This is a genomic window from Aliiroseovarius sp. S1339, from assembly GCF_023195695.1.
In the GTDB taxonomy this organism is placed as follows: domain Bacteria; phylum Pseudomonadota; class Alphaproteobacteria; order Rhodobacterales; family Rhodobacteraceae; genus Aliiroseovarius.
Genome location: NZ_JALPQG010000004.1, coordinates 236,040 through 256,580 on the forward strand (window position 1 = coordinate 236,040; position 20,541 = coordinate 256,580).

The 20,541-nt window shown below is 59.7% G+C and carries 17 protein-coding genes; 4 read left to right on the plus strand and 13 right to left on the minus strand.

The window, feature by feature from the left end; all coding sequences use genetic code 11:
* The first annotated feature begins 360 nt into the window (after positions 1-360).
* Together MUY35_RS07830 and MUY35_RS07835 are read left to right on the plus strand one after the other, a co-directional pair.
* On the plus strand, positions 361-2,391 hold the full coding sequence (locus MUY35_RS07830) for an acetate--CoA ligase family protein (protein WP_248365493.1): 2,031 nt from the start codon (positions 361-363) through the stop codon (positions 2,389-2,391).
* Positions 2,392-3,177, plus strand: a complete 786-nt coding sequence (locus MUY35_RS07835) for a carnitinyl-CoA dehydratase (protein WP_248365496.1) — start codon at positions 2,392-2,394, stop codon at positions 3,175-3,177.
* Between the two features lie 4 nt (positions 3,178-3,181).
* Here MUY35_RS07835 and MUY35_RS07840 read toward each other — a convergent pair whose 3' ends face one another.
* From MUY35_RS07840 to MUY35_RS07895, 12 genes are all read right to left on the minus strand, one after another.
* Positions 3,182-5,065 carry an SLC13 family permease gene (locus MUY35_RS07840; protein ID WP_248365499.1) on the minus strand — a complete coding sequence of 628 codons (1,884 nt, stop codon included), beginning with the start codon at positions 5,063-5,065 and terminating at the stop codon, positions 3,182-3,184.
* 380 nt (positions 5,066-5,445) lie between these two features.
* Positions 5,446-5,928, minus strand: a complete 483-nt coding sequence (locus MUY35_RS07845; protein ID WP_248365502.1) for a fasciclin domain-containing protein — start codon at positions 5,926-5,928, stop codon at positions 5,446-5,448.
* 145 nt (positions 5,929-6,073) lie between these two features.
* Positions 6,074-7,213 (minus strand): N-acetylglucosamine-6-phosphate deacetylase, encoded by a 1,140-nt coding sequence (gene nagA / locus MUY35_RS07850; protein ID WP_248365517.1) that lies wholly within the window; start codon positions 7,211-7,213, stop codon positions 6,074-6,076.
* The gene (locus MUY35_RS07855) at positions 7,210-8,451 is read right to left on the minus strand and encodes a class II D-tagatose-bisphosphate aldolase, non-catalytic subunit (protein ID WP_248365520.1); all 1,242 of its coding nucleotides are present in this window, start codon (positions 8,449-8,451) and stop codon (positions 7,210-7,212) included. The genes nagA and MUY35_RS07855 overlap by 4 nt, the downstream gene beginning before the upstream one ends.
* Positions 8,444-9,355 (minus strand): ROK family protein, encoded by a 912-nt coding sequence (locus tag MUY35_RS07860; protein ID WP_248365523.1) that lies wholly within the window; start codon positions 9,353-9,355, stop codon positions 8,444-8,446. Before MUY35_RS07860 ends, MUY35_RS07855 begins: the two co-directional genes overlap by 8 nt.
* Complete coding sequence (locus tag MUY35_RS07865; RefSeq protein WP_248365537.1) at positions 9,352-10,404, minus strand: tagatose-bisphosphate aldolase; 1,053 nt, start codon at positions 10,402-10,404, stop codon at positions 9,352-9,354. Before MUY35_RS07865 ends, MUY35_RS07860 begins: the two co-directional genes overlap by 4 nt.
* Entirely contained in the window at positions 10,401-11,405 is a 1,005-nt protein-coding gene (locus MUY35_RS07870) for an SIS domain-containing protein (protein WP_248365550.1), read from the minus strand. The genes MUY35_RS07865 and MUY35_RS07870 overlap by 4 nt, the downstream gene beginning before the upstream one ends.
* Positions 11,402-12,538, minus strand: coding sequence for a Gfo/Idh/MocA family oxidoreductase (locus MUY35_RS07875; RefSeq protein WP_248365559.1), 1,137 nt, complete (start codon positions 12,536-12,538; stop codon positions 11,402-11,404). The genes MUY35_RS07870 and MUY35_RS07875 overlap by 4 nt, the downstream gene beginning before the upstream one ends.
* The gene (gene ugpC, locus MUY35_RS07880) at positions 12,535-13,635 is read right to left on the minus strand and encodes a sn-glycerol-3-phosphate ABC transporter ATP-binding protein UgpC (RefSeq protein ID WP_248365561.1); all 1,101 of its coding nucleotides are present in this window, start codon (positions 13,633-13,635) and stop codon (positions 12,535-12,537) included. The genes MUY35_RS07875 and ugpC (MUY35_RS07880) overlap by 4 nt, the downstream gene beginning before the upstream one ends.
* Positions 13,636-13,712: 77 nt before the next feature.
* Positions 13,713-14,918 carry a sugar ABC transporter substrate-binding protein gene (locus tag MUY35_RS07885; RefSeq protein WP_248365570.1) on the minus strand — a complete coding sequence of 402 codons (1,206 nt, stop codon included), beginning with the start codon at positions 14,916-14,918 and terminating at the stop codon, positions 13,713-13,715.
* A 22-nt stretch (positions 14,919-14,940) separates the two neighbouring features.
* Positions 14,941-15,783, minus strand: coding sequence for a carbohydrate ABC transporter permease (locus MUY35_RS07890; protein ID WP_248365572.1), 843 nt, complete (start codon positions 15,781-15,783; stop codon positions 14,941-14,943).
* A 1-nt stretch (position 15,784) separates the two neighbouring features.
* Positions 15,785-16,717 carry a sugar ABC transporter permease gene (locus MUY35_RS07895; RefSeq protein WP_348984504.1) on the minus strand — a complete coding sequence of 311 codons (933 nt, stop codon included), beginning with the start codon at positions 16,715-16,717 and terminating at the stop codon, positions 15,785-15,787.
* A gap of 223 nt (positions 16,718-16,940) precedes the next feature.
* On the opposite strand from MUY35_RS07895, the gene MUY35_RS07900 reads away from it, so the two are divergent.
* Both MUY35_RS07900 and MUY35_RS07905 read left to right on the plus strand, forming a co-directional pair.
* Entirely contained in the window at positions 16,941-17,696 is a 756-nt protein-coding gene (locus MUY35_RS07900) for a GntR family transcriptional regulator (RefSeq protein WP_248365574.1), read from the plus strand.
* 1 nt (position 17,697) lies between these two features.
* Positions 17,698-19,476 carry a family 20 glycosylhydrolase gene (locus MUY35_RS07905; protein WP_248365576.1) on the plus strand — a complete coding sequence of 593 codons (1,779 nt, stop codon included), beginning with the start codon at positions 17,698-17,700 and terminating at the stop codon, positions 19,474-19,476.
* 6 nt (positions 19,477-19,482) lie between these two features.
* Here MUY35_RS07905 and ugpC (MUY35_RS07910) read toward each other — a convergent pair whose 3' ends face one another.
* Positions 19,483-20,538, minus strand: coding sequence for a sn-glycerol-3-phosphate ABC transporter ATP-binding protein UgpC (gene ugpC, locus MUY35_RS07910; RefSeq protein ID WP_248365582.1), 1,056 nt, complete (start codon positions 20,536-20,538; stop codon positions 19,483-19,485).
* Positions 20,539-20,541 lie beyond the last annotated feature (3 nt).

Here is a 20,541-nt window from a genome sequence, read left to right on the forward strand (position 1 = left end):
GGGTTGCATCGCAGCAAAAAGGCTGGCTGTGGGTGCGAGAAGATGTAGCGTAAGCATTAGCTACGGATGCACAAGTCCGCTATTGCCACCCTTTACCCTTTCATGCAGTGCACAACAAACGACAGCTCATCCCAGGCTGGTCATTTCTGTCAATTTCGGCGTAGGTAATTAAAATGAAAAAGTCTCTTGAATCCTACACAGATGCTGTACCGCAGCTCCTCCATGACCGAGCTTGGCTAACAACTCGTTGCATCTTCTGGCCCAAAATGTCCCGGGGCGAATTGGCCAACTGCCAAGAGGGGCGGCACCCCTCACTTAGTGCCCGTTACTTTGGCACAGCGCAGCCGGAGCGTTTTTTCCATGCCTCGTAATCTCTCTCGTCTCTTGCGGCCCCGATCCATCGCCGTTGTTGGCGGCGGCACGTGGTGCGCTGATGTGATCGCGCAATGCCGCAAGATCGGGTTTCAAGGGGCGATCTGGCCCGTTCATACCTCTCGCGATAATGTTGGCGGTCTGCCAGCTTTCGCGTCTGTTAATGCGTTACCTGACGCGCCTGATGCCAGTTTCGTGGGGGTCAACCGCCACGCCACCCTCGAAGTGATTGCCGCCCTTGCCGCCCGTGATGCGGGGGGCGCCATTTGCTTTGCATCTGGTTTCGCAGAGGCGGCCGCCGAAAGCGATGATGGCGCGGATCTTGAAGCGGATTTGCTTGCTGCGGCTGGCGACATGCCGATCATCGGCCCCAATTGCTATGGGTTATTGAACTATCTCGACCGGGCGGCTTTGTGGCCTGACCAACACGGCGGTGTGCCTTGCCAGACGGGCGTAGCGCTGATCACCCAAAGCTCAAACATCGCGATCAATCTGACGATGCAGACACGTGGGTTGCCGATTGCCTATGTGGTAACCGCCGGTAATCAGGCCCAAACTGGTCTGGCGCAGATCGGGGCGGCCCTGCTGGATGACCCTCGCGTAACCGCGCTGGGGCTGCACATCGAAGGCGTTGGCGATATCCGCGCGTTAGAGGCGCTGGCTGCAAAGGCGCGCACGCTTGGCAAACCCATCGTCGCGCTGAAGGTTGGACGGTCCGACCACGCGCAGGCCGCTACGATCTCGCACACCGCGTCCCTTGCGGGCAGCGACGCTGGCGCGCGCGCCTTGCTGGCGCGGCTTGGGATCGGGCAGGTTCATTCGCTGCCGTCCTTTTTGGAAGCGCTGAAAATTCTTCATGTCGCCGGTCCGCTCGTGTCGAACCGGATTGCGTCAATGTCTTGCTCCGGTGGCGAAGCCAGCCTTGTGGCCGACGCCGCGCATGATAGTGATGTCGCCTTCCCGCCCCTGACACCCACACAGTCCACGAGCCTGCGCGCGGCCCTTGGCCCTATGGTCGCGCTTGCCAATCCATTGGATTACCAGACTTATATCTGGGGTAATCGTCAGGCGATGACGGATGCATTCACTGCAATGATGTCCTCAGATTTGGGCTTTGGCTTCGTCGTTCTCGATTTTCCGCGCGACGACCGCTGCACGGCGGCGGCGTGGGATCTTGTGATCGCCGCAGTTGAGCATGCCCGCGAGGTAAGCGGCGTGCCGATGGGCATCGTGTCCTCTCTGCCCGAAACTATGCCGGAGCACATTGCCTTGCGTCTGGTCGCAAAAGGCATTGTGCCACTGTCTGGATTGGATCATGCGATCGATGCGATCGAGGTGGCCGCCACGCTTGGGCACGACCACCCTGCCCCGGAACCTCTTTTCCTGACCGGACCGCAAGGAAGTGGAACGCTGAGCGAAGCTGAGGCGAAAGCGGCACTGGCGCTTCGCGGCGTGCGTATCCCGCAGTCGCATCGCGCTCAGACCCCCAAAGACGCTGCCCATTTGGCGGCGGAAATCGGCTTCCCTGTGGTTTTGAAAGGCGAAGGGCTCGCGCATAAATCCGAAATGGGGGCTGTGAAACTAAACCTCTTGAGCAGGGAGGCCGTTGAAGCCGCCGCAAACGCGATGGCTTGCAATAGTTTTTTGATCGAGGAAATGGTCACAGGTGCCATCGCCGAGCTTTTGGTTGGCGTGACCCGCGACCCAGCGCATGGCTATGTGCTGACCGTCGCCGCAGGTGGCGTTCTGACTGAAATCCTGAATGACAGCCAATCGCTTTTGGTGCCTGCAAGTCGCACCGACATTCACGCAGCCCTGATGCGTCTGCAGATCGCACCGCTGCTTGCGGGCTATCGCGGTGCGTCCGCCGCAGACATTGACGCTGTACTTGACAATGTGATGGCCGTGCAGGCCCATGTGATGGCCATGCCTGTCGAAGAAATTGAGATCAACCCACTTATCGTGACCCCCAATAGCGCCGTGGCAGCAGACGCCCTGATCCGCAACGGAGACCCCTAAATGACCGACACCCCCATCAAAACCCACCGCAATGGCCATGTGCTTGAAGTCACTCTGGACCGCCCGAAAGCCAATGCGATTGATCTGGCCACCAGCCGCATCATGGGCGAAGTGTTTACCGAATTTCGCGACGACCCCGACCTGCGCGTGGCGATTGTGACCGGTGCGGGCGAAAGATTCTTCTGCCCCGGTTGGGACCTGAAAGCGGCGGCGGATGGCGACGCGGTTGATGGCGATTACGGGCTGGGCGGGTTTGGCGGCTTGCAGGAGCTGCGCGGGCTGAACAAGCCGGTCATTGCCGCGGTGAACGGTATTTGTTGTGGTGGCGGGCTTGAGCTGGCTTTGTCCGCCGACATCATCTTGGCCGCCGATCACGCCAGCTTTGCGCTGCCTGAAATCCGCTCGGGCACCGTGGCCGATGCCGCAAGCGTCAAGCTGCCCAAGCGCATCCCTTATCACATCGCGATGGAGATGCTGTTCACCGGGCGCTGGCTGGATGTTGAAGAAGCCGCGCGGTGGGGCATGGTAAATCATATCCACCCGGCCGCTGATCTGATGGGCGAGGCGCGCAAACTGGCGGCCCTGCTCGCCTCGGGTCCGCCCCTTGTCTACGCCGCGATCAAGGAAGTTGTGCGCGAGGCCGAGGATATGAAGTTTCAGGACGCGATGAATCGGATCACTAAGAGCCAGTTTGAAACGGTCGAGAAGCTTTATCGCTCCGAGGATCAGCTGGAAGGTGCGCGCGCCTTTGCCGAAAAACGCGACCCGGTGTGGAAGGGCAAGTGAGGGATCAGAACACCACGTTCAGCATGACGAGTGACACCACGAGGAAAATCACCGTCATGATCCCTCCGCTTTTGACAAAGTCCTTCACCTTGTAGCCCGCCGGGCCCATGATCAGCGCATTCACCTGATGGGTCGGGATGATGAACGAGTTCGAGGTGGAGATCGCCACCGTCAAAGCAAACAGCGCCGGGTCGCCCCCGGCGGCGACCGCGATGGACACCGCCAGCGGCACCAGAAGCACGGTGGCCCCCACATTCGACATCACCAGCGAAAACGCGGTGGCAAGGATCGCGATCCCCGTTTGCAGTGCCCACAACGGCCAGCCATCCAGAAGGGTCAGGATTTGCTGCGCGATCCATTCCGCCGTGCCTGTGTTCTGCACCGCCTGCCCCAATGGGATCAAACTGGCCAATAGGAATACGGTGTTCCAGCCGACCGCCTGATATGCCTCGTCGATCGAGATGACGCGCGCCAGCAGCATCCCGACGGCCCCGGTCAGCAGGCACAGCGACAGCCGGATATCCGTAAACAGGATCATCGAGATTGAGATGGCGAAGAACAAAAGCGCCCAGCCCACCTTGTGAGGGCGCAGCTCCTCTTGTGGAAAATCCGACGTGATGATGACGAAATCCCGGTTGTCTTTCAATTGGGTCAGGTTGTCCCAGCGGGTGTGTGCAACCAGCATGTCGCCCACTTGGAATTCGACCAGACCAATGGCGGTGGGTTCATGCTCCTCGGTTTCGACATGACTGAGCGTTTCTTCGCCCCGATGGATGGCCAGCAGGGACAGGCCATAGGTCTTGCGCAACAGCAATTCTCGGGGTGATTTTCCGACAAGTTTGCTTTCGGGCGGGATAACAATTTCTGCGATGCCGGCATTGGTCGGCGCGAATTCCTCGACGAAAACCTCAAGCTCTGGAAAGATCGACAGGCCATACTTCTTGGCAAATTCCTCGACCACCTTTTTTTTGCCGATGATCGCCAGCCGACAGGGCGCAGCAATTTCGGCCGTCAAAACCTGCACCATCGAGGTCTTGCCGCGGTAGAAGGTCGAGATGATGTAAAGGTTGTTTTCAAGATTGACGTCCGCAAGGATTTGCCCAACCAGCGGGCTGTTGGCGGGCACGTCGACCTCATAAACTTTCGCTTTGATCCCATAAACACGCTTCAGATAGGCCGACATGCCCTGCCCGACCGAGGTGCTGCTGGCAGATCCACCTTCGGGCAGCACCCAACGGCCCAGAAGCAGGAAATACAGAATCCCACACAGGATCAGCACCGCGCCGATCGGAGTGACCGAAAACAGGCCGAAAAGCTCCATTTTCTGGTCGTCCGGCAGACTGTTGTTTGAGGTTTGGATCAAGTCGTTCAGCAAGATCAGCGGCGAAGATCCGACCATTGTCATCGTGCCCCCAAGGATCGCACAGAACCCCATCGGCATTGCCAAGCGATTCAGGGGAATACCGGATCGCGTCGAAATGCGGCTGATGACAGGCAGGAACAGAGCCGCCGCGCCCACGTTCTGCATGAAGCTTGAAATGATGCCAACAGTGCCTGCCACGATGGGCTGAATGCGGGCCTCGGTCGCGCCGCCACGCTTCATGATCGTCGCGGCGACCTTGTTCATCAGCCCGGTCTTATCCAGCCCGGCCCCCACGATCATCACTGCGATAATCGAAATCACGGCGTTCGAGGCGAAGCCATCAAAAAGATGATTAACCTCGGCCAGATTGGACATGGCAGGGATGTAGCTCAGGATCCCAAGGATCACGAGGATCAGGATCGCCGCCAGATCAATGCGCACAATTTCGGACACGAACAGGAAAACTGTTAAGGCCAACATGGCGCAAACGACGCCCATCTCCAGCGAAAAGACTATCGGATCCATCCTGCCCCCCAATATGTGATGCGCCGCGATGTTATCCGCTTGAAGCATCACCCTTACATCAGCTTAGGGCGAACATTCGTCCCAAATCAAAGTTTTTAAGGAAATCCGCCCGTTGCGTTGTTCAGGTCGGCCACTGCCAACGACAACATAAAGCCAACCGCGTGCGCTCAACAACCTGATCTAAGACCCAACACACGAACCTAAGGCATCACAGATGAGTTGGGCAATCACTTGTAATCGTTATTTTTTCCGCCTGTTTCTAGTCAGAATGCAGGCTTGAACAAGTCGCGGGTTATTTCGAACTTGTTCCATGTCGGACAGGAAGAAAAAGCCCGGCAGCAAGGGGATCGCTGCCGGGCACCTCTCACAAGCCAATTGGCTTATTTCGGCATGATCACCGCGTCGATCACGTGGATCACACCGTTCGAGGCCTCGATGTCTGCCTGAACGACATTTGCGCCGTCGATCTTCACACCGTCGGTCGCGTCGACCATGGCCATGCCGCCATTTACGGTTTCCACATCCATGCTTTTACCCGCGATGTCGGCTGCCATAACTTTGCCGGGGACAACGTGGTAGGTCAGGATCGCGGTCAGCTGATCCTTGTTCTCAGGCATCAGAAGGGTTTCAACCGTGCCTTCGGGCAACGCAGCGAAGGCGTCATCTGTTGGTGCGAATACGGTGAACGGTCCTTCGCCCTTAAGGGTCTCAACAAGGCCAGCGGCCTCGACTGCGGCCACGAGGGTTGAGAAGCTACCAGCCCCGACGGCCGTGTCCACGATGTCCATGGAGTGGTTGTCAGCCAGAGCCGGCGTTGCCAGAATAGCCGCGGTGGTGATCGAAAGAAAGGTTCTGCGAAACATGATGTATCCTTTTCTAAGTACCATTGTGATGTTGTGGTAAGGATACGGGAGCGGTTTGAAAGCGGATCACTTTGCTTTGGAAATTTCTTTCCCAAACGTGCGCAATCCCGCCGATGAGCTGGTTTTGTTTCGCATTTTCGCGGGATTAACCTGCGGCCAACGCGCCGCCTGTTTGGGCCAGATGGGCGGCAAGGTCTGTGATCATCAATAGGTCGTCGTCCAGCAGGATCAGGTCGTCCGCCAAACGCCCGTCAAGCCTACCAATCTCGGGTTGCCCGATACAGTCAGCGGGAACAGAGGTCGCCATGCGAAGTGCATCGGTCAACGAGGTGCCCGTATGGTCGACCAATCGTTTGACCCCTTCGGCTTGGGTAACATGCGCCCCGGCAAGGCTTCCTTCTGCGTTGATCAGACGACCATCCTTCAGCGTAATTTCCTGACCATAAAGGCTGAAATGGGTCGGCCCACCCACGGTCGCCATCGCGTCTGACACAAGAAACATCCGGTCCCGAACGGGGCGTGCGCGGATCGCCATCCCGACCATCTCATCCGCGACGTGGTGGCCATCGCAGATGATGCCACTGTAGCTGGTCGAGTTAATGACGGCCCCCACAGCACCGGGGGCACGTCCGACCATCGGCGACATGGCGTTGAACAAATGCGTAGCACAGCTGGCCCCGGCATTGAACGCGGCCACCATCATTTCGGAGGTGGCGTCCGTATGGCCCAGCGACACGACCGCCCCTATGGCCGCCAAACGCTTGATCTGGTCCATCTTTGCCGCTTCCGGGGCCAGCGTGATCATTACCGCCACGCCAGCATCGCGCAGGCGCGCGACCGTATTCATTGTGCGCTCGTCCAGCGGTCGCACCAATTCGGGCGAGTGTGTGCCCCGGCGCACCATCGAAATATGCGGCCCTTCGATATGCAGTCCCAGAATGCCAGGCCGCCCTTTCGCGGCAATCGCGGCATCCGCCGCCCGATCAATCACATCAGCCAAATCGGTGATGACCGTCGGCAAAAGCGCCACCGTCCCGAACCGCCTATGCGCGTCGGCTATAACATCCATCCCGTCTGCTGTGGGGGTTGAGTTCAACTGGACGCCGCCACCGCCATTGACCTGCAAATCCACGAAACCGGGCGTCAAAAGGCCCGGCACAGCGATTGCCTCGGCGTGGGAGTCCGCCATGTCAACGACACGACCGGCCCTAATCCGCAGGGCTTTGCCGGTCAGCAGATCGCGGCCATCAAACAGGCGCTCGGGGGTGATCCAGTGGTCCATCATGCCGCCTCATCAAAGAAATAGGGATCGAGCGCAAGCTGTATTTGCGCGTCTATTAGTCGCTGCACCTGATCGCCCGTCAGTTGCTCGGCCCGCGTCAGCACCGCGTCGCTGAACACGTTGCGCAGCTCTGCAACCGGGATCGGGCTGTCGAACCCATCCCGCAACACCGCCACGGCCGCCTGTGCCGCAGGATCAGGCCAGTAATAGCGGATGCGGTCGGCCAGCCCGAAATGGCGCTGATGATAGAGCGCGTCGGCATCCCCGTGATAGTGCCCCTGCCAATAGGCGGGGTTTTCGGTCATCACCCGCTCCATCACTGTCTGAAGCGCGCCGGGGGCTGAGCTGATCTGGTCCAGCGCATAGAGTGCTTCGCGATATGCAAAGGTGAGCGCCGGGCCGATTTTCTGGAAGGCAAAGCCAAGCTCCGCCAGTCGCGGAAAAACGGCGGGGTGTTGATAGTCGGTCGAATGCGCCTCCAGACAGACACCGGGCCAGCCGTCCAACGCAGCCAGCAGGCCGGGATCGCGGTCCAGCGGCATGTGATGCACGGCGGTCGGGCTGAACTCGACACCCGGTTGCACGACCAAACCGCCGATCATCGAGGACATGTCGCCGAAGCTGTCGCCATGCGCGGCCAGCGTGGCCTTTGCGGCTGCCGGATCGGTCGGGGGAATGTCGCCATCTTCGTCCATCCGTGCGCCACCCGGTGGGGGCACTTCTGTACCGACGACAAAGAGCAGACCTATCGCGTCACCGTCGCACGCCTCGACGCAGACCCGCGCCAGATCGGCGGAGCGTGCCGCGGTTTGCGCATCGTCAAGCTGCGCCGCCTCGCCCGCGCAGCCTTCCGAACAGTCCAGATGGATCTTGCGAAAGCCGGCTTTGACGTAATCACGCACCAGAACGCGGGCCTTCTCCATCGCGGCATCCGCGGGCAACGACCGCCACGCTTGTGGGCCAAGGTGATCACCGCCGAAGATGATCCGGTCGCGATCCACACCGGCCTTGTCGGCAATATCGTGCACATAACCGATGAACCCGTCGGGGGTGATCCCGGTATAGCCGCCATCCTGATTGACCTGATTGCTCGTCGCCTCGATCACCACGGGGCGATCCAGGGCCTGCGCCCGCATCAGCGAGGCGCGCAGCACATCCGGTTGCGCCGAACACACGGACGGGATCGCCGCCCGCCTGCCCGCCCGGTTGCGGGCGATGATGTCACGCAGCGCATCAGCCATTATGCGAACCCTCCGCTTGCCAAGCCGCATAGGCAGCCCCACGGGCACCGCTGGTGTCGCCACCCTGTGCCAGAACCAGTTTCGCGGAGCCGAAATCACCGATCTGCACCCGCTCGGCGGCAGCAGTCAGGTCATCGACCACACCGTCAATCTGGCTCAGCCCACCGCCCATAACTATCAGATCGGGATCGACCATCATGGTCAGCGTGTGCAAAAGCTCGGCGGTCATTTCGCACCAGACCGACCAGACCTGCGCCATGTCGCCTGTGCGACGGGCGGCGATCTGGGGTGGTTCGATGTCTTCGCCAGTCAGCGCCTTGGCCAGACGCCGCATCCCCGGCCCGGCTATGTAAGTCTCGATGCAGCCCTGACGACCGCAGCCACAGGTCACGACCGGCAGGCTGTATTTGGAAACCAGATGCGCGGGGGCTGCGGTGTGCCCAAACTCGCCCCCGGTCATCGTCGGGCCTTGCAGGATGGTGCCATCGACAGCAATCCCGCCGCCGATGCCGGTGCCAAGGATCAGGGCGACGACCGTGCGCTGCCCCTGCCCGACGCCAAACACCGCCTCGGACAGGGCCATAGCGCGGCAATCGTTGACATAGGTAATGGGACGCCCAATCGCGACCTCAATGTCGCGCTGGAATGGCTTGCCCGAGGCAGGAAGGTTCGCCGTCAGGGCAAGACCGGTCACCGGGTGCAGAAGCCCGGCGGCCCCGACGCCCACGGGAACGGCTCCGCCTGCAATCTCATCCGCCCAGCGAACCTGATCGGCAATTGCCGTGACCAGTTCATCGTAGTAAGAAGGCGTCGGCACACGATGGCGATGGGCAACCGCCCAGTCATCGCCGAACAATTGCACCTCGATCTTGGTGCCGCCAAGGTCAATGCCGGTCGCTATCATGACGCCACCGGATACAGCTTTACGCCAGACACAACACGGCTGAGCGTGCCCTGCCCCGAAAACGGATCGTCCACGTTCAGCCCAAGCGCGCCCGCCCATTCAACCCCCGTCACCTGCGCCAGCGCGACGCAAAGCGGGACCGCCCATGTGGCGCCGAAGGGCATCGGAATGTCGATATCCCCGCCCGGCCCGACCGAGGTGACCCGCGCGGACGGAAATTGCGCCCGAAGCTCTGCCACTAGGTCCGCGTCATAGTCTTTTGTTGGCGCATCAGGACTGGTGAACACCGTGATCGCTGTGCCGTCGGTAACGAAAGATTTCGGACCATGGCGGAACCCCAGCGTACTGTCCCAAAGGGCCGGGATTTGGCCTGCGGACAATTCCATCACCTTCAGCGCCGCCTCGCGCGCCGCAAAGGCCAAAGGGCCAGAACCGACATAGACCGCGCGGTCAGGGCGCATCATGCCGCGTAGCTTTGGCAGCAACGCAGCCATCTGACCCGCCAAAGCATCCATACGCGCAGCCACATCACACGGCGCGTCAAACAGCGCCAGCGCGGTCAAAAGCATGGTCGAAAAACTGCTGGTCATCGCAAACCCTGCATCATGCGTGGCGTCAGGCAGCACAATGACTTTTTGCGGCCCTTGCGACGGACGCGTGGCCAAAGCTCCATCCTTGTTGCAGGTAATGTGCAGTCTCGGCGCATCCGGTGCCAGCGCATCCAGCGCGTCCAGCGTACCGATGCTTTCGGTGCTGTTGCCGGATCGGCCAAAGCTGACCACCAACGGCTTCACACCATTCAGAAAGGCTTTCGGCGTGGCCACAAGATCGGTGCTGGGCACAGCGCGCACCCCCGGCACACCCGCCGCGATGATGTCACCGATATAGGCCGAGGTGCCTGCCCCGCAGAACCACACCTCGTCATACTCAAGGCTGCTGATCCAGCCCCGCAATCCGTCCACGTCCAGCGCCTCACCCCACGCGGACCAGATCGCGGGCTGGCGGTGAATTTCAGCCCAGGTCGCCCAGTTTTCTAAAGATTTGGTCATGTCGTTTGCGTCACTTTCGAAAGGGTTTCGGGGGCGTCGGGGTCCAGCCCCAGCGCGAGCGCGGTGTTCAGGATGACCGGATACATCACCGCCAGAAGCACCGCAGCGGCAGCGGCGGGTGTCAGGTCGGGCAGGTCGATATCTGCAGGCGATATGCGATGGACGTCACAGCCCACGCCCATGAACCGCGCCTCGGCCTGATCAAGGCTGTCCTGAATGTGGTCTGACCCGGTGTCGAGGATCAGCACCATCAACGGATTGGTCGCCAGTTGCAGCGGGCCATGCAGCACCTCGGAAGCCGAGTACGCCTCGGCATGAAGCGAGCAGCATTCCTTGAGTTTCAACGCAACCTCATGCGCCGCGCCATACCCGGTGTCGCGCCCGATCACATAGACATTGCGCGCCCGCAACAGCGCGGCTTGCAGGGCGTTGGCACATGGGTGGTTGGTGGATACGTCTTTCAATGCGGCCACAGATTTCGAGGTCCACGCCTTGTAATCCGGCACCATCCCGGCCAAGAGCGCCATGCCAGCACCGATCGACCCAATCACCGTTTTGGTGGCCGGCACGGCCAGTTCCGGCCCGGCCTCGATGGACACGGTGGTTTCCGACGCCGCCTCGACGGCGCTGCCCGGTTGATTGGTGATCGCGACCACGCCAGCACCGTTGGCCCGAGCGCCTTTGGCGGCGCGCACGAGATCTTCGCTGGCCCCAGACTGGCTGATAACAAGCGCACCGAACCCGTCAAAGCAGACCCCTTTGCCCAACGAAAACACCGAGGGCGGCAACGAGGTGACAGGCACCGACAGCTCGCGCATCAGCTCGTAAGACAGGATGTTGGCGGCGGCGTCCGACGATCCACGCGCGATGGTATAGATCGCCTTCGCCTCTGCCAGCTTGCCCGCATCGACCGATTGCGTGGCGGCGCGGCAGAACACATCCATGGCCTCGGCGCTTTCGCTGGCCATCAGGTGGCCGTGGGTCTTCGTCTCAATGCTCATGCGCGCAGTCCATAACTGTCAAACTCTTCCCATGTGCTGCGCAGATCGACCACACCGCCGTTGATCCGTGCCTCGTCCAGCGCCATGGCGACCAGACCGGCCTCCAGCGCGTCAACCACCCCGACCGGCAGGCTGTCTGTCTTGCCGCGCAGGAAATCCGCGATGTCAGCGACCATCATGTGATCCGCACCGTAATGGGCCGAGGCATGTTTTTGATCCATCGCTGTATAGTCGTGATCGGCAATGACCGTGCCATCGCGCGCCGTCGCCTTCAGATAGCCACGCACAAAATCACCTTCGGCCATCCCCATCGCGCCGAAGATGCAGAACCGCCGGTGATCGTCGGGCGCGTTCAGATTGGTGTGAAACGCCATCGACGCACCGCTTTCATAGCGCAGGATCGCGGCCTGAAAGTCGATGATGTCGCCGTCCGAGTTGTAAGGATCCGGGGCGCTTTCCCAGACGCTCGATTTGCGCTGCGCGATCTCGGTCTCGGTGTTGGTTGTTGGGGCGAACTCTGGAAGAAAGGATTTCTTGCCGCCAAAGCTCGCCACCTGCATGGGCCGTGAGCGGGTGACCATGTTGTAGATATCCAGATCGTGGCAGCATTTTTCCAACATGAAACCGCCGGACAGCGCGCTTTTGCGCCGCCAGTCGCGCATGAAAAATGCACCGTGATAGGGCGGGATGTGTTCGTTTGCCTCAAGCGAAGCTATCGGTCCTAGCCGGTCCAGCACGGCGCGCAGATCGACCATGTGCTGCGAGTAGCGCAATACCAGCCCGACCATCACTTGATCCGTGCCGTACTCGGCCAGAAGGCGCGCCAGTTCGAACGTGTCCGCCCGCGTTGTCACCACCGGCTTTTCGGTGAAAATCCGCACGCCAGCTTCCAACCCCAGTTTGATATGCTCAAGGTGAAAAACATTGGGCGAACCGACGAAGAACAGGTCGGGTTTGGTGTCGGCAAGCATTCCGGCCACATCGTCAAAGCGCGGAACATTCGTGCCGATCATGTCCAGATGGGCCGGTTGCGGGTCATAGAACCCGACAAACTCGACCTCTGGCATGGTTTCTTTCAGGATCGAAAGGACATGGCCTGCGCGCAGACCAACCCCGGCCGTGACGACTTTCATGCAACCATCTCCGGTGCAGCCTGGCGGCGCAATACGTCGCCATTGGCGTCAAACACGTGGCAGTTTTCGGGGGCAACACACAGGGTCAGATTTCTGCCCTCTTCAATCGCAGCATCACCCGGCAAGGCCGCACAGAACCGCGTGCCATTGCCAATGGTGCCGTAGGTGATCGAGGTGCCGCCAAGACGTTCCAGAACATTGACCGAAATATCCAGACCGCTGTCGCCCATGTTCACATGTTCCGGCCGAATGCCGACCTCGACCTTGTCACCCATGCTGACGGTGGATGAGGCCACGGGCAACGCCATGCGGTGGCCGCCATCCAGCTCAACCATGACGCCTGATGCGTCCACGCCTGCCACGCTGGCCGGGATCAAGTTCATATTGGGCTGGCCGATGAAAGATGCCACGAATTTGGTGGCCGGATGATGATACAGCTCCATCGGGGTTCCGAATTGTTCAACGCGGCCGCCATTTAGAACGACGATCCGGTCGGCCATGGTCATCGCCTCGACCTGATCGTGGGTGACGTAAACCATGGTCGCGTCCAGTTCTCGGTGCAACTGGCTCAGTTCCACCCGCATATCGCCGCGCAGCGCGGCGTCGAGGTTCGACAAAGGCTCATCGAACAGGAAAACCTTGGGGTTGCGCACAATCGAGCGGCCAATGGCGACCCGCTGGCGCTGACCGCCCGACAACTGCCCCGGCTTCAACTGCAACTTGTCCGTCAGTTGCAGGATCGCGGCAGCCTTTTGCACGCGGCTGTCCATATCTGCCGCATCCAGTTTTTGAACGCGCAGCGGGAAGGCGATGTTTTCATAGACGCTCAGGTGCGGATAAAGCGCATAGGACTGAAACACCATCGAGATACCGCGGTCCACGGGATGGGCATTGCTGACATCCTCGCCGCCGATGATGATCAGGCCGGATGTTGCCTCTTCGAGCCCCGCGATGATGCGCAGAAGGGTGGATTTGCCGCAGCCTGACGGGCCAACAAAGACAACGAATTCCTTGTCTTCAATCGCAAGGCTGATGTCGTGCAGCACCTTGGCCGAGCCAAAGGATTTGCTGATCGCGTTCAGATCGAGTGTCGCCATGGTCTGGGCATCCTTTTGTTCAAGTCAAAGATGGTCCGGGCGACGACCATGCGCCGCCCAAACCAGGGAGGATTGGCTTAAAGCGCTTCGTCCAGCTCTTCACCGGCGATGGTCACCAGGTTGTCCACGGTGTCATCTTTCAGGATGATGCCCTGCACCATGTTGGTGAATACCGATTGCAGCGACTTGAAGTCTTCGACCAGCGGCTCGGGACCACCTGTCGAAATCGTCGCGGTGAAGTTCGGCCAGATGCCGGTTTCATAATACAGATCCGTCTTGCCCAGAGCGGCATAGTCAAGGATCGGCGTCAGACCCCATGTGCTGTCCAGATCATACTGGCTGTCGCCCGAGGTGATCATTTGCGCCAGTTCATGGGCCAGATCCTCGTGACCTGTGCCTTTGAACACAACAATGCTGTCAGTGATCAGGATCGTGCCGCTTTCGCCCGACGGGCCTGCGGGCACCGGGGCCACCAACTGGTTGATGTCCTCGTTATGTTGGCCATGGCCCCACGGGCCTTGGACATACATGGCGATCTTGCCGTCGTTGAACAGGTCTTTCAGCTGATCACGTTCCCAAGCGGTCGGGCCTTCCTGCGCCACGTCCACCAGCTTGCCATAGAACTCCAGCGTTTCGCGGGTCTGTTGGCTGTCCAGCTTGTTTTCACCAGAGGCTGAATCGATTACCACGCCACCATTCGAATACAGATAGTTCAGAAACTGGTGCATCGTGTTGTCGAAATCTTTACCGGCAAGGCCGACCCCTGCCACGTCGGTGTTGTCCACCACACCTTTGGCCATTGCATACATCTCGTCCCAGGTTTTGGGTGCGACGCATTCCTGACCGGACTGCTCGACGATACCGCAGTTGATATACAGCGCCTTGGTCGAAAACGCGTGCGGATAACCCCAGGTCTGTCCTTCGATGGTGACGGTGTTCAACACACCTTCCTGATAAGGCGTATCAGCCGAAATCTGGGCCGGAACGATCAAGTCGTTGTTGGCCATCTGGCGCAAGGTGCGCGACCCCATATAGGCGATCGAGGGCGGATCGCCCGCTGCGGCCAGCGTCAGCGATTTGTCCTGACAGGTGCCCCACGGCACGGCTTCCAGATTGACAGTCACGCCTTCGTGCTTGGCGATAAATTCGTCCACGGTCTTTTGATCCGCTTCGCGCACTTCGCCGCCACACATGATGAAGTGCAGTTCAGCCGTATCAGCCGAGGCGGTCATCGCCGAGCCTGACAGCAGCAGTGCTGCCAATGACAGTTTTGTTACATTCATTTTGGTCTCTCCCTTGGTTGGATTATTCCTTGACCGCTCCGGCCGTCAGGCCTGCGACAAGGTATTTTTGCAGGAACAGGAAGATGATCATGACTGGCAGAACACCCACCAAGGCCGCGGCCATCATCTCGTTCCAGGTCACCGACTGATAGCCGATGAATTCGTAAAGACCTGCGGGCAGCGGTTGCAGCTCGCGGGTCTGGTTGAAAGTGATTGCGAACAGGAATTGCTGCGCATAGGCACCGATAAAGACGGCCACACCGACCACGATCAGCCCCGGTGTCGCCAGCGGCAGCACCACACGACGCAGGGTATAAAGGCGCGACGCCCCGTCCACGAAGGCGGCTTCTTCAAGCTCACGCGGGATCTTTTCAAGATACGAGCGCAGAAGCCAGATGCCGGTGGGGATCAGGAAGGCCACACCGGGCACGATCATCGCCCAATAGGTGTTCAACAGCCCCAAAGTACGTAGCACCCGGTAAAGCGGGATCAGCAGCACCGCACCGGTGAACATATTGACGCCCAGAAAAATGCCCAACGTCGCATTTTTGAACGGAAATTGCAGCCGCGCGAACGCATAGGCCGCAGGCACGACAAAGATCATCGTCAGCCCCGTCACCATGAACGAGATATAGATCGAGTTGAAGATATAGCGGCCCAACAGCGGCACCGTCACCCACATCTGCTTGTAAGCATCAAAGCTGAAATCATCCGACCAGAACTGATAGGGGCTGCGAAACAGATGCTCCAACGGGCGCAGCGAGGCCATGAACATCTCAAAGAACGGCAGGAGGATGAAGGTCAGGAAGATCGCAAGGCACGCGTAGATGCCGACAATCTGTAGCTTGGTGTAGCGATCCATCATCTTACTTCACTCCATATTTCTTGTTCACCTTGTTCAGGAAGAACAGATAGGCGAGTGAGAACAGACCAAGCAGCAGCACGATGATCACTGCGCGGGCGGAGCCTTCTCCGAATTTGTAGTTGCCGATGGCGGTCTTATAGGTGTCGACGATCAGGGTGGTGGTTGCCCCACGCGGGCCACCTTCGGTCAGGATCCAGATAATCTCGAAACTGTTGAAGGTGAAGATGGCGGATAGCAGCGACATCGACACGATCACTGGCATGATTTGCGGGATCGTGATGCGGCGGAAGCGATACCAGCGCCCTGCCCCGTCGACCCACGCCGCCTCGTACAGATCGCGGCTGACGCCCTGCATGGCGGCCAGAAAGAACAGCGTAACCATTGGCACGCCGACCCAGACATCCGTGGCGATGGCGGAATAGAAGGCAGATTGCTTTTGGGCAAGGAATTCAAACGGCACATCCGTGATCCCCAGACGCATCATCATGCCCGACAGCACGCCGAAATAGCCGTTATATAGCCAAAGCCAACCGATACAGCCGATTGCAATCGGGATCACCCAAGGCGGCATGACCAGCACGCGGAACAGCGCCCGACCCGGCACGGCCGCATTCAAAAGCGTCGCCCCGATCAGGCCCAGCACCAGCTTCAGAGCGACCGACAGGAACATCCAATAGAAGGTGCGCACGATGGTCTGGTGAAATTTGCGGCTTCCGGCAAGGTCTTCGTAATTGGCCAACCCGACAAATTTCTCACCGCCAAGCCCGGCTTCCATGAAGGACAGTCTGATTGTTTCAGCCAAGGGCCAAGCAACGATCACGGCGATGAACATCATCGCCGGCCCTACAAGAAGCCACGCGAAAAGGCTTTCGGATATGGTCTTGCGACCATTGGCTTCGATCGCCCGTCCAACTGCTTGCGTCACGTCTGCCACTAATTTTTCCCCCACAGATGCCCCGACCGAATCGAGGCGCATACTATTTAATACCAAAACGCCCCTCTTTTAGCTACCATTATAATACCAAATTATCTAATCTAGTATTACTTCACGATTTTTCAATTGCTTAGCGTTTGCCAAGCAGCAGATGGGGGATTAAGGGATTGCAAGTCAGACTACTATGGTATTACTTTTTGATACCAAATGGATTGGATGCTTCATGCAAGTGCAAATTAATTGGCTCGACCCTTCAGAGTGGTTTCAAGCCGGACGTGGTCCGCGCTATCTGCAATTGCACCGACATATACGTGCGGCCATCCAGTCCGGAGAACTGGCTCCGGATGATCAATTGCCGCCCGAACGTGATCTGGCCGAAGCCGCAGATGTCAGCCGTGTCACCGTCCGCAAAGCAATTGCAGAGCTGGTCGGGGATGGGTTGATCGAACAACGGCAAGGCGCTGGGTCGTTCGTGCGCGCCGCCGCGCCCAAGTTGGAGCAATCGCTGTCCTCGCTCGTTTCTTTCACCGAGAACATGCAGGCGCGCGGCATGACCTCGACCAGTGAAACTTTGTCGCTGGGACTGTTTCGTCCCACCAGCGAAGAGATGATGTCGCTGGGCCTGTCCTCGAATGATCGCGTGGCACGGATCGAGCGCCTGCGAAGCGCCAGCGGGACACCGATGGCGCTGGAACGCTCATCCCTGCCGGGTGATATCCTGCCCCATCCCGAAAAGATCGACGTGTCGCTTTACGCGCTGCTGCGCAAAACGGGTCAGGCACCCACCCGCGCTATTCAGCGGGTCACGGCAACCAATCTGACCGCAACGGACGCACAGATGTTTCACTTGCCCGAAGGGGCCGCCGTGCTGAAGATCGAACGGACGGGCTATTTGGACACGGGTCGCCCGATTGAGTTTACAAGTGGCCTCTATCGCTCTGATATATATGACTTTGTGTCTGAACTAAGGTTGGACTGAAATGGACTATACCTGCCGACTGGATGGTGCGAAAATGATCTGCACCATCACCTCGGATCGGGACCTTTCGGCCCCGATCTTCTGCTTTTCCGGCATGTCACCGATGACAGCCACCGAAGGCGGCGAACGGCTGCGCGGCATGGGCAGCTTCACCGAGGTCGCCCTGCCCGACCTGAAAACTGGGCAACCGCATGACGTTGTGGTGGAATACACCCAAGGGCACCGGGCCGCGAACCGGGCATGGTTGCCCCTTGGCCCCTATCTGCGCATGCGGGACGAGGTGATCGCCTTGCCTTATCATCCCAAGGGCTGCGTTTCGCCCGCCCTGCCCGACCTTGGCCTCTTTGACGGCCTGCCCCTTGTGCCGCAACCGAAAAAATGGACGCCAAGCGGCGGCACGGTTGACGTGACCGGCGTGCGATGCAGTGACGACGCGTTCACTGCGGTCGCACACCTTGGGCAACGGCGGGGCTGGTCCTTCGACGGGTCGTTCCCTGTTGCAATCAAGACCGCTGACATGCAGGCTGAGACCTATCGGCTGGAAATCACGTCCACCGGCGTTCAGATCACTGCGGGCGATTACGGGGGACGGTTTTACGCTGGCATCACTCTCCTAACCCTGATGCAAGCCGGGCCACTGCCTTGCGGTGTCCTGATCGACGCGCCCCGTTTCGGCTGGCGCGGGCAGCATCTGGACACGGCGCGCCACTATTACCAACCGCAGACCATTCTGGATCTTCTGGACCTGATGGCGCTTCTGAAACTGAACCGATTCCACTGGCACTTCGCGGATGACGAGGCGTTCCGCCTGCAAATCGATAGCTTTCCCGAACTTTGGCGCAAGACGGAATTCTGTGGCGAGGGCCACCTGTTGCCCGCCCTCTTCGCAGGGGCCATTGAGGCTGGTGGCAGCTATTCCAAGGACACCGCACGCGCGATCATTGCCCACGCTGCGGCGCTGAACATCGAAGTGATGCCGGAAATCGAAGCCCCGGCCCATGCGATTGCCGTGACCCACGTGTTTCCCGACACCCGTGATCCGGCGGACAACGGCCCCGGGACCTCGGTTCAGGGGTATCAGGGCAATTGCGTGAACCCCGCCATGCCAAAGACATGGGAGGTGTTAGAGGCCATTGCGAAGGAAGTTGGCGACCTGTTCCCCTTCGGCCATCTGCATCTGGGTTGCGATGAACTGCCCGAGGACACATGGATGGGATCGCCCAAGGCGCGCGCCTTGATGAAGGAAAAGGGGTTGGAAACCACGCATGACCTGCAAGGCTGGACGATAGGAAAACTGGCCGCAACCGTCGTTCAGAACGGCCAGCGTCCCGCCGCATGGGAAGAAGCCGCGCAGGGGTCGAACGGTGGCATCGGGCATGACGCCATCCTGTTCAGCTGGACCGGACAAGGACCGGGTCTGGACGCCGCGCGCGCGGGCTATGACGTGGTGATGTCACCGGCGCAGCATATCTATCTGGACATGGCGCATAGCGCCGATCCCGACGATTGGGGGGCAAGTTGGGCCGCCTTCATCTCGCTGGCCGATACGATCAATTGGAATCCCGTCCCTGATCCGGCGCTCGCCGACAAGATCATCGGTGTGCAGGGCACGTTCTGGTCCGAATTCACCACCGAGGACACACAAATCTGGCCGATGTTGATGCCTCGAATGCTGGGCGTGTCCGTAAAGGCGTGGCAGGAGGCTGACATAAGCGCAGATGACCTGACCCGCCTTGCGATCTGCTATCAAACGATCTGGCCGGTTGGGCCGTCGGCCTGACGCACCTTACCCAACGATCCGCAACTGGGTCTTAGAGTCGAACAGATGCGCATGGTCGGGCAAAACCGACAGGCGCATCACCTTCCCCTTGGTTTGTGTCAGATGCACGCCGGGAAGGCTCGCGGTGAACGCAACCCCCGTGCTTTCAAGATGACCATGCAGCAATGTGTTGGCCCCCAACGGCTCGGACAGTTGCACCGCCAATTCAAGCGGGCCGTTGTCATCTGGCACAAGATGTTCGGGACGGATACCGAGTTTCACAGCGCCGTCCTGATGGTCGGTTGTGATAACGATGGCATCGCCAAGCCGCACACTGCCCCCGACCACCTCGGCATCCAGAATGTTCATCGCCGGGCTTCCGATAAATTGCGCGGCAAACAGGGTGCGCGGGGTTTCATAGACCTCTAACGGCGTGCCAATCTGTTCGGCGACGCCGCCATTCATGACGATCATGCGGTCGGCCATGGTCATGGCTTCGACCTGATCATGGGTCACGTATAGCGCGGTGATGCCCAGCTTGGATTGCAACTCTTTGATCTCCAAACGCATCTGGACGCGCAGCTTGGCGTCGAGGTTCGACAGCGGTTCGTCAAACAGGAACACCGCCGGTTCGCGCACAATGGCGCGGCCCATGGCGACGCGCTGGCGTTGACCGCCGGACAGTTGTTTGGGGCGGCGGTCCAGCAACGCCTCAAGCTGCAACAATTCTGCCGCCTCGCGCACCTTGCGGGCAATCTCATCCTTGGGCAGCCCTGCGATCTTCAGCCCGTAGCCCATATTCTGCGCCACCGACATATGCGGATAAAGCGCGTAGTTCTGGAACACCATGGCGATGTCGCGGTCCATCGGCTCTTTCTCGTTGGCACGTTCACCGCCGATCAGCACCTCGCCCGAGGTCACGGTTTCCAGCCCTGCCACCATACGCAACAGTGTGGACTTGCCACAGCCTGATGGGCCGACGATCACGATGAACTCGCCATCCTCAATTTCCGCACTGATGCCGTGGATCACGTCCACGGGGCCAAAGCTTTTCTTGATATCTTTCAGCGTGACAGTCGCCATGAA

What these genes read in the sequence shown, in the direction of transcription:
- MUY35_RS07860 (WP_248365523.1), bottom strand. Translation starts at nt 9,355, where the DNA reads ATGATAGCGACCGGCATTGACCTTGGCGGCACCAAGATCGAGGTGCAA.
- MUY35_RS07845 (WP_248365502.1), bottom strand. Translation starts at nt 5,928, where the DNA reads ATGTTTCGCAGAACCTTTCTTTCGATCACCACCGCGGCTATTCTGGCA.
- ugpC (WP_248365561.1), bottom strand. Translation starts at nt 13,635, where the DNA reads ATGGCGACACTCGATCTGAACGCGATCAGCAAATCCTTTGGCTCGGCC.
- MUY35_RS07905 (WP_248365576.1), top strand. Translation starts at nt 17,698, where the DNA reads ATGGACTATACCTGCCGACTGGATGGTGCGAAAATGATCTGCACCATC.
- MUY35_RS07840 (WP_248365499.1), bottom strand. Translation starts at nt 5,065, where the DNA reads ATGGATCCGATAGTCTTTTCGCTGGAGATGGGCGTCGTTTGCGCCATG.
- MUY35_RS07870 (WP_248365550.1), bottom strand. Translation starts at nt 11,405, where the DNA reads ATGAGCATTGAGACGAAGACCCACGGCCACCTGATGGCCAGCGAAAGC.
- MUY35_RS07875 (WP_248365559.1), bottom strand. Translation starts at nt 12,538, where the DNA reads ATGAAAGTCGTCACGGCCGGGGTTGGTCTGCGCGCAGGCCATGTCCTT.
- MUY35_RS07890 (WP_248365572.1), bottom strand. Translation starts at nt 15,783, where the DNA reads ATGATGGATCGCTACACCAAGCTACAGATTGTCGGCATCTACGCGTGC.
- MUY35_RS07830 (WP_248365493.1), top strand. Translation starts at nt 361, where the DNA reads ATGCCTCGTAATCTCTCTCGTCTCTTGCGGCCCCGATCCATCGCCGTT.
- MUY35_RS07865 (WP_248365537.1), bottom strand. Translation starts at nt 10,404, where the DNA reads ATGACCAAATCTTTAGAAAACTGGGCGACCTGGGCTGAAATTCACCGC.
- nagA (WP_248365517.1), bottom strand. Translation starts at nt 7,213, where the DNA reads ATGATGGACCACTGGATCACCCCCGAGCGCCTGTTTGATGGCCGCGAT.
- MUY35_RS07885 (WP_248365570.1), bottom strand. Translation starts at nt 14,918, where the DNA reads ATGAATGTAACAAAACTGTCATTGGCAGCACTGCTGCTGTCAGGCTCG.
- MUY35_RS07835 (WP_248365496.1), top strand. Translation starts at nt 2,392, where the DNA reads ATGACCGACACCCCCATCAAAACCCACCGCAATGGCCATGTGCTTGAA.
- ugpC (WP_248365582.1), bottom strand. Translation starts at nt 20,538, where the DNA reads ATGGCGACTGTCACGCTGAAAGATATCAAGAAAAGCTTTGGCCCCGTG.
- MUY35_RS07855 (WP_248365520.1), bottom strand. Translation starts at nt 8,451, where the DNA reads ATGGCTGATGCGCTGCGTGACATCATCGCCCGCAACCGGGCGGGCAGG.
- MUY35_RS07900 (WP_248365574.1), top strand. Translation starts at nt 16,941, where the DNA reads ATGCAAGTGCAAATTAATTGGCTCGACCCTTCAGAGTGGTTTCAAGCC.